This window comes from Streptomyces sp. NPDC001941 (genome assembly GCF_040296945.1).
Taxonomy (GTDB): Bacteria; Actinomycetota; Actinomycetes; order Streptomycetales; family Streptomycetaceae; genus Streptomyces.
Genome location: NZ_JBEOYE010000193.1, coordinates 1 through 6,199 on the forward strand (window position 1 = coordinate 1; position 6,199 = coordinate 6,199).

Here is a 6,199-nt window from a genome sequence, read left to right on the forward strand (position 1 = left end):
ACCCGCACACGCTCGGCCATCCCACCATTCTGGCAACCAACAACCACTCATCAGCCCCATGTTGGGGCGAACGTTGCCTGATGCGGCACTAGGTGTGTTGTCCCGGGACGTTGGGGCGGTGTGCAGGTAGTAGCGCTGGAGGTAGCCGAACCGCACCGACCTGCATCGTCGCGCGCTTGGTAGGGAAGGGTGGCGTTCATACCCCCGCTTGCTATCGCGCTGATCACGACACTTGTCTATCGGTGACGTCGTGGCGCACCGCGATCTGCGGGTGGATCATTACGTGGATGCCGTGGTCTTGGCGGCACTGCTCCTTACGCCAGAGGTCAGGGGTACATACACGCGGATGGTTGATCACTTTCGTACCGGGTGAGCCTGACCCTTGAAGTCCGCCTGACGACCTCGACGACGGAAGGGCTGAAGGTCCAGCCTTCCTCCTCTCCGTGGGGTGCGCACTCACATGTCCGGTGTGCCGCCCAGATCCCGCCCTGTGCTCTGTCCGGGGCACCCCGATCCGTCACGGGCCGGCGAACGCTGCGGCTAGCGGGTCGTCCACCACGTTGCAGCGGCACCGCCCGCCGTGGTGATCAGTCCCACGAGCCAACCGGGTATGTGCTGCACGGTCAAGTGCAGTCCACCAACACGTAGTTCGAGGGCAGGCTGTGCCGTGGCTACCTCGGATCTGCGACTCATGACGATGCTTCCTCTCGGGCACAGGCCGAGGATTTCCCGACGTACGGAGGCTATTGCGGAGCTTGGAGTTAACCGGTGGAGTATCGGCCGTTTCATGGCCCGGCGCTGGCTTGTCGGGGCTGCTGTAGATCTCTTCTCCGACAAACACCCCTGGTTACGGCTCTGGTGGGTTCGCAGCCCTAGTGAAGCACGCTGATACCTCGGCCTGTCACGAGCCGCAGCTGCACAAAACCCGAGGTCGCAATTTGACAGTCTGCACATATACGCAGGCAGGTCATGTCGTTTCGGCAGGTGGCGCTTGCGAAGGTGCCTAGTCGGTGTGCTGCCACTCCATCTGCGAGGTGCCGCCCCACATGCGCGTGTACGTCCCCCCGACCCTCCAGGCGGGGGCCGCAGCATGAGACGCACGCTGATCACGACGTGCGTGGACCAAGACCGCGCACTCATCACGCTTCACCGCTTGGCCGCAGCGGTGACCCGAGGTGGAGTCGCCCAGCGCTACGGCGTGCGCATCCGCCCCATGCCGCACGTGGGCGGACGGTGGGGCGTGTACCTCGCTGACCGGATGCCCGACGACGACCCGCCCGACGCGTGGACGCGCGCTGTGATCCGGGCGAACGTCGCCGCGTAACAGGACAGCCCCGCTAGCTCCCCGTGGGGGCGGTGCTAGCGGGGCTCTGTCGGTGGTGTCGGTTCAGCCCTTAAGGCTGTCTACGAATGACTGCCAGGCGTGCGCGCTCGCTACGATCTGCGGACCCGGCCGCTTGCTGTCCCGGACGGGTACCAGGTTGGCAACGTGGTCTTGGACCTCTACGCAGTCGTGGTTCGAGTTGCTGTAACTGCTCTTGCGCCAGACGGGCTTAGGCATAGCTCCCTGCCGTTTCGGTGATCAGTGCGGTGGACTCGTGCTCGGAAAGCGCCGCGTCCCAAGTGGCCTGGTAGGCGGCTCGGTACTTGGCTGTTTCCGCCTCTTTGTCGAGGTACAGGGCTCCGGTGAAGCCGTCTGTGTAGACGGTGTCCGGTTCGGTGGCGGTGCCGTCACCGTTGGTAGGGAAGCGAAGGACCGTGTACGGGCCGCTCAGGACTCCGAGGTGCAGTCCCGCAGCAAAGGGCACGATACGGATCGTGACGTGCGGCAGCCTCCCCATTTCCATCAGGTGCCGAAGCTGACCGCCCATGGCGTGTTTGCTGCCGATTTGCCTTCGAAGAACGGCTTCGTCCAGCAGCACACGGAGCAACGGCGCTCCGGCAACGCGTGTGAGAAGCACCTGCCGTGCGACCCTCAGCGCTACGCGAGCAGCCACAAATGACTCATCGGCCGTTGGGTGTCCAGCGTTGATGATCGCCCGTGCGTAGTCCGCTGTCTGGAGCAGACCCGGGACGAGATCCCGCTCGTACGTGTCGAGGTGAGAAGCGGCTTCCTCAAGCCCGATGTACAGATCAAACGATTCGGGGATCGCCTCTCCGTAGGCATGCCACCAGCCGCGCGCCTTGGTCTCTTTGGCGAGGCCCATCAGTGCTTGGGTGATCTCCGGTTCGGCGCCGTACAGCCGGCACATTGCTTCGACGTCAAGGCTCCGTAGGGAGGTCTGGCCCGACTCGATGCGCCACATCTTCGCTTCGGACCATTCCAGGTACCTCGCGGCGCTCCGCACTGTGTACCGCGCCGACTTCCGTAACTGGGCCAGGTGGCGGCCAAGCTGACGCCGCGGAACGGTGGAGCCGGTTCGGTGACTCTCCGTCATGGCGTGCCCCTCTCTGTCTCTCATTATGAAGGACCGCGCCCACTCGAAATGCGTGCTCTCGACCGCGCGGTTTGCAGTACACCCCTAGTTCGTGGCTGTTTCGCTGTGAAGTCTTGCAGACCGGGCCGTGCAGCCGCATCGTGAGAGGGCGATTCCGCCTCCAACTCCCCATCCGTGGAAGGTTGTCGGGTAAGCCATGCCCTTAAGGCCCCTCCGTCAGGAGCACCGAACCCAAGCGATCAACGGTAGCCACTACGTGAACGTGGTCATTGGCGAGGAAGCGCCGTGACTAGCCAACTGGAACCGGCGGGCTACTGGTGCGAAGCGCTCGCGGAAGGGGTGGTGTACGGGACGCACGAGACCGTCCCGTACGTACTCGGCACCTTCCAGACGATCTCGCCGAAGCTTGCACTGCGCTGGTTACAGGGCGAGGCCGCGCGTATCGCGGACCGGCTCGACCCCGATCCCGAGCACTCCGCGTGGGCCCAACCGTGGATGAGGGTCATCCCGACCCCGCTCCCAGACAGCCCCACCCAACTGCGCTGCTGGGCCAGCGACCCCGAGGGGGAACACGCGGCGCGCGAACAACTTCGGGACGGCGCCCCGCTGTCCTTGGTGATCCCCGATATCGGTTGCTCGTACATCTTCACCGCGTGGCCCGTGAACATCCCTGCCCCCACGACGCATGCCGCCGCCGGGCAGGCCACAAACCCCCGTCCTGGTCACACGAGCCACAGGAGGACCCGTCGCACCGCGGGGTGGCTCTTGCGGCCGGGACGGGGCCCCCAGACCTGACGACATTCCGCACTCGGCGGGGGACATCCCCGGGGCGCCGGTACCACTCACAGCCGGTAGCCCACCGAGGGCGGACAGCTTGACCCCGCGTGACGAACGGGGCGGAGTCGAGCACCCCGAGCCCATCCGTGAAAGACGAGCGAAGGAGAGATCGTGATCACCCTGCCGACCCCCGCGCGCATCGGCGAGCGCGCCCAACAGATCCTGACCGCCATCGAGGCGGACCCTGAGTTCGCGGCGTTCAGGGCGGCGAGTCTCAAGTACGACGCCGACTGGACATGCTTCACCGGCTCCGTGGTCATCGCCCAGTACGACCAGAAGGAGGACGCACCGAGCCTGTTCGCCGAGGGGCTACGCGCGCTCTGCCTCAAGGCCGCCGTGTACGAGACGACCCACGACGAGAACGCGGCCGAGATTCCCGTCTCCGTACCGGTGGACGAGATGACGCACGCGATGATCGCGCAGCCGCAGCTCCTTGCCCGCATCACGCGGCGCGTCGGCGTCTCGATCATCCACCAGACCGACCAGGAACACACCGACTGGCGCCCCGGCGACTACACGGACCAGGCGTACCGCGCGGCCTGGCGCGACCCGGACCCCCGGTACTGGATTCCCGCCGAAGAGGTGGCTCGCCGGCTCGCGTGGCTGAACGAGAAGTACGAGTCCATCGGGCTCCGCGAGGAGGGACAGGCGCACTCGTTCAGGTTCGGCCTGGACGAGCGCGACCCCGTCCCCGCGTAGCTCAGGCGAGGGCTTGCCGCATCACAGTGAGCGGGTCCAGCTCGGGGAACCGCACCCGTACCTGTTCCTGCGCCTGAGAGATCAGGTCGTCGAGCAGCACGGGGGCGGCGCCCCACAGGACAGCGCGCAGGTATGTGACCACGTCGGAAGGGTCGGGCGGCAGTTCCAGCTCAATCGTCAGCGGTGCGCCCTCGCTCTTGTAGCGCCCCGCGGGCAGCCCGACCTTTTCGGGGTGGACACACACCGGTGTCCCGTCACTCAGGTACCGGTGCCCGTCCGCCTTGCTGAACGGGCACTCCGAGGTCGGGCGCTCGAACACATCGAACTCCCCCACGGAGTAGAGCCGTGACGGGCAGACACCGCACGCCAAGTGGTGCACGTCGCTGCTCACGAAAGGCTCGGGCATGCCGCGAGCCTAGCTGTCACCAGCACCACGAACACCCGCCTCGGACCGCACCGTCCCTCTCACGGGGGACGAGCGCCAAGGGCGGGTCGCAAGACCCGCTGCCGGACCGCCGGGCGTGTTCATCAGCGGATGAGGGGCCGCCCCGCGGTGCGCACCGCGAGTAGGTTCCGCCACCCCTGCCCCGTCCGTCCCGTCGCTCCTCCGCTGCGGACGGGCGGGGCAGCCTCACCACCACTACCGATCACCACTGGAGGGCACCATGGGTAAGGACCAAGTGAACGGCTACGACGTGGCGGGCCAGGAGATCATCACCCCGCGCGACGAGCCGCCGGAAGACACGCCCGAGGAGAACGGGGATGACGACTGACCCCATGCCCGGTTCGGGAGACGGCAGCGCCCGCCGAACCGCCCGCAAGTTCCTGTTGCGGGGCTTCCCGGAAGCTTTCGAGCTGTCGTGGCTGTGCGACGTACACAAAGATCCGGACGCCATGATCCCGGTACTCCGGTCTCGCTACATCTGCGAGCACTGCCAGCGTGGGCGCCCTCGCATCTGAGAGACGGCCCCGGCTGACGTTCACCTGAGCGCCGGTCGGGGCCCGCGCCTTCCTCGGCTACTCGGTGCCCGGCTCGCCCTTCGGCGGTTCGGCGACGTATGAGCCGCGGCCCCACTCGGTGACGATCATTCCCCGCTCGCGCAGCACCCGCACGGCGCGGCGGGCAGTCTCGCGGGCCACCCGGTACTGCTCGCACAGCTCGGCATCCGATGGAATGCGGTCCCCGGCGGCGAGCTTGCCCGACCGGATATCCGCGGTCAGCGCATCGAGCACCCGCATGTAGGGGGCGTAGGGGGTGTTCGGGTCCGGGCGCTCAGGCATGGGGAGAGCGTAGACACCAAGCCAAATCCGGGCGACTTAGACAGGCATACCAGTTAGACAGGTAGACGAGTTAGACGTGTTGCGTTTAGCGTCATTGCCCGAACACGACAACGCCCCGACAGACCGTTGCGACCGGTCCGCCGGGGCTACGCCGATCAGCTAATAGGAGCTGAACGACTTATGCGCGATTTTATAGCCCTGACCACGGGTGGGGTGCTGCTCTTGGGGGCTCTCACCCTCTGCGCCCTTGCCCTCGCCAGCTCGCCGAGCAGACCACGCGGCAAGCACGCTGCCGGACGAACCCTCGTCGAACCGTCCACGGCCCCTCGCGCCCGTGGGTGGAGGACCCCGGAGCCCCCGCACGTCACCGCGCTGCGGGAATGGCTTGCCGACGAGTCCGCACCGCTGCGGTTCAAGGCCGAGCGCATCACGGCACCTCTCACGGAGCACACGCTTGAACTGCGAGCCATCAAGGAACGGCGCCGTGCCGTGGAAGCTGCGGCCGATGGTCGGGAGTACCCCTACAGCTACCCCGGGGCCCCGTTCGCCAGCTCCGCGTTCGGTACGGCGGGGGTGTCGGCATGACCCGCGATTGGCTGCGAGGCGAGCCCGTCAGCACCACCCGAGCCGTTCAGTGCGTCTGTGGCTGCGCCAGCACCGTCCCCGTGCCCGTGGGCCACGTGCCGAGGGCGAGCGGACCGGATGTGACGCAGTACGCCTGCCCGGACCACGTGCACGACTACCCGCCGCGCGCGGTCTGGGACGAGCTGCCCGTGATGCGGCGCTGACCGGCCGAAACGCCACCGCGGCATGCGAGCGACGTGATAGGCAAGTGATGATCTTGTGTACCACTAGGGCGTGTCTGATGGCTCTTGTCCGGAGGGTGGATCTGCTGCTGTTCCGGGCAGGGGCCTGGCATGGTGCGTCGGCATGAACTGAGCAAT

At 66.8% G+C, this 6,199-nt stretch carries 8 protein-coding genes; 4 read left to right on the forward strand and 4 right to left on the reverse strand.

Features of this window, described 5'->3' with window-relative positions; all coding sequences use genetic code 11:
• Window positions 1-1,153: 1,153 nt before the first annotated feature.
• Window positions 1,154-1,324 carry a hypothetical protein gene (locus ABT160_RS46010; RefSeq protein WP_351656129.1) on the forward strand — a complete coding sequence of 57 codons (171 nt, stop codon included), beginning with the start codon at window positions 1,154-1,156 and terminating at the stop codon, window positions 1,322-1,324.
• A 63-nt stretch (window positions 1,325-1,387) separates the two neighbouring features.
• Here the strand turns inward: ABT160_RS46010 and ABT160_RS46015 are convergent, their stop codons facing one another.
• Together ABT160_RS46015 and ABT160_RS46020 are read right to left on the reverse strand one after the other, a co-directional pair.
• Window positions 1,388-1,561: a DUF397 domain-containing protein gene (locus tag ABT160_RS46015; RefSeq protein ID WP_351656131.1), complete on the reverse strand. Its 174-nt coding sequence runs from the start codon at window positions 1,559-1,561 to the stop codon at window positions 1,388-1,390.
• The gene (locus ABT160_RS46020; protein WP_351656134.1) at window positions 1,554-2,438 is read right to left on the reverse strand and encodes a helix-turn-helix domain-containing protein; all 885 of its coding nucleotides are present in this window, start codon (window positions 2,436-2,438) and stop codon (window positions 1,554-1,556) included. The genes ABT160_RS46015 and ABT160_RS46020 overlap by 8 nt, the downstream gene beginning before the upstream one ends.
• Window positions 2,439-2,723: 285 nt before the next feature.
• Here ABT160_RS46020 and ABT160_RS46025 point away from each other — a divergent pair, with 285 nt between their 5' ends.
• Window positions 2,724-3,233, forward strand: coding sequence for a hypothetical protein (locus ABT160_RS46025; protein ID WP_351656135.1), 510 nt, complete (start codon window positions 2,724-2,726; stop codon window positions 3,231-3,233).
• Between the two features lie 153 nt (window positions 3,234-3,386).
• On the forward strand, window positions 3,387-3,974 hold the full coding sequence (locus ABT160_RS46030) for a hypothetical protein (protein WP_351656137.1): 588 nt from the start codon (window positions 3,387-3,389) through the stop codon (window positions 3,972-3,974).
• Between the two features lies 1 nt (window position 3,975).
• Here the strand turns inward: ABT160_RS46030 and ABT160_RS46035 are convergent, their stop codons facing one another.
• Together ABT160_RS46035 and ABT160_RS46040 are read right to left on the reverse strand one after the other, a co-directional pair.
• Window positions 3,976-4,380 (reverse strand): hypothetical protein, encoded by a 405-nt coding sequence (locus ABT160_RS46035; RefSeq protein WP_351656139.1) that lies wholly within the window; start codon window positions 4,378-4,380, stop codon window positions 3,976-3,978.
• Between the two features lie 611 nt (window positions 4,381-4,991).
• Window positions 4,992-5,255 carry a GntR family transcriptional regulator gene (locus tag ABT160_RS46040; RefSeq protein WP_351656141.1) on the reverse strand — a complete coding sequence of 88 codons (264 nt, stop codon included), beginning with the start codon at window positions 5,253-5,255 and terminating at the stop codon, window positions 4,992-4,994.
• A 665-nt stretch (window positions 5,256-5,920) separates the two neighbouring features.
• Here ABT160_RS46040 and ABT160_RS46045 point away from each other — a divergent pair.
• Complete coding sequence (locus ABT160_RS46045; RefSeq protein WP_351656143.1) at window positions 5,921-6,043, forward strand: hypothetical protein; 123 nt, start codon at window positions 5,921-5,923, stop codon at window positions 6,041-6,043.
• Window positions 6,044-6,199: the final 156 nt, after the last annotated feature.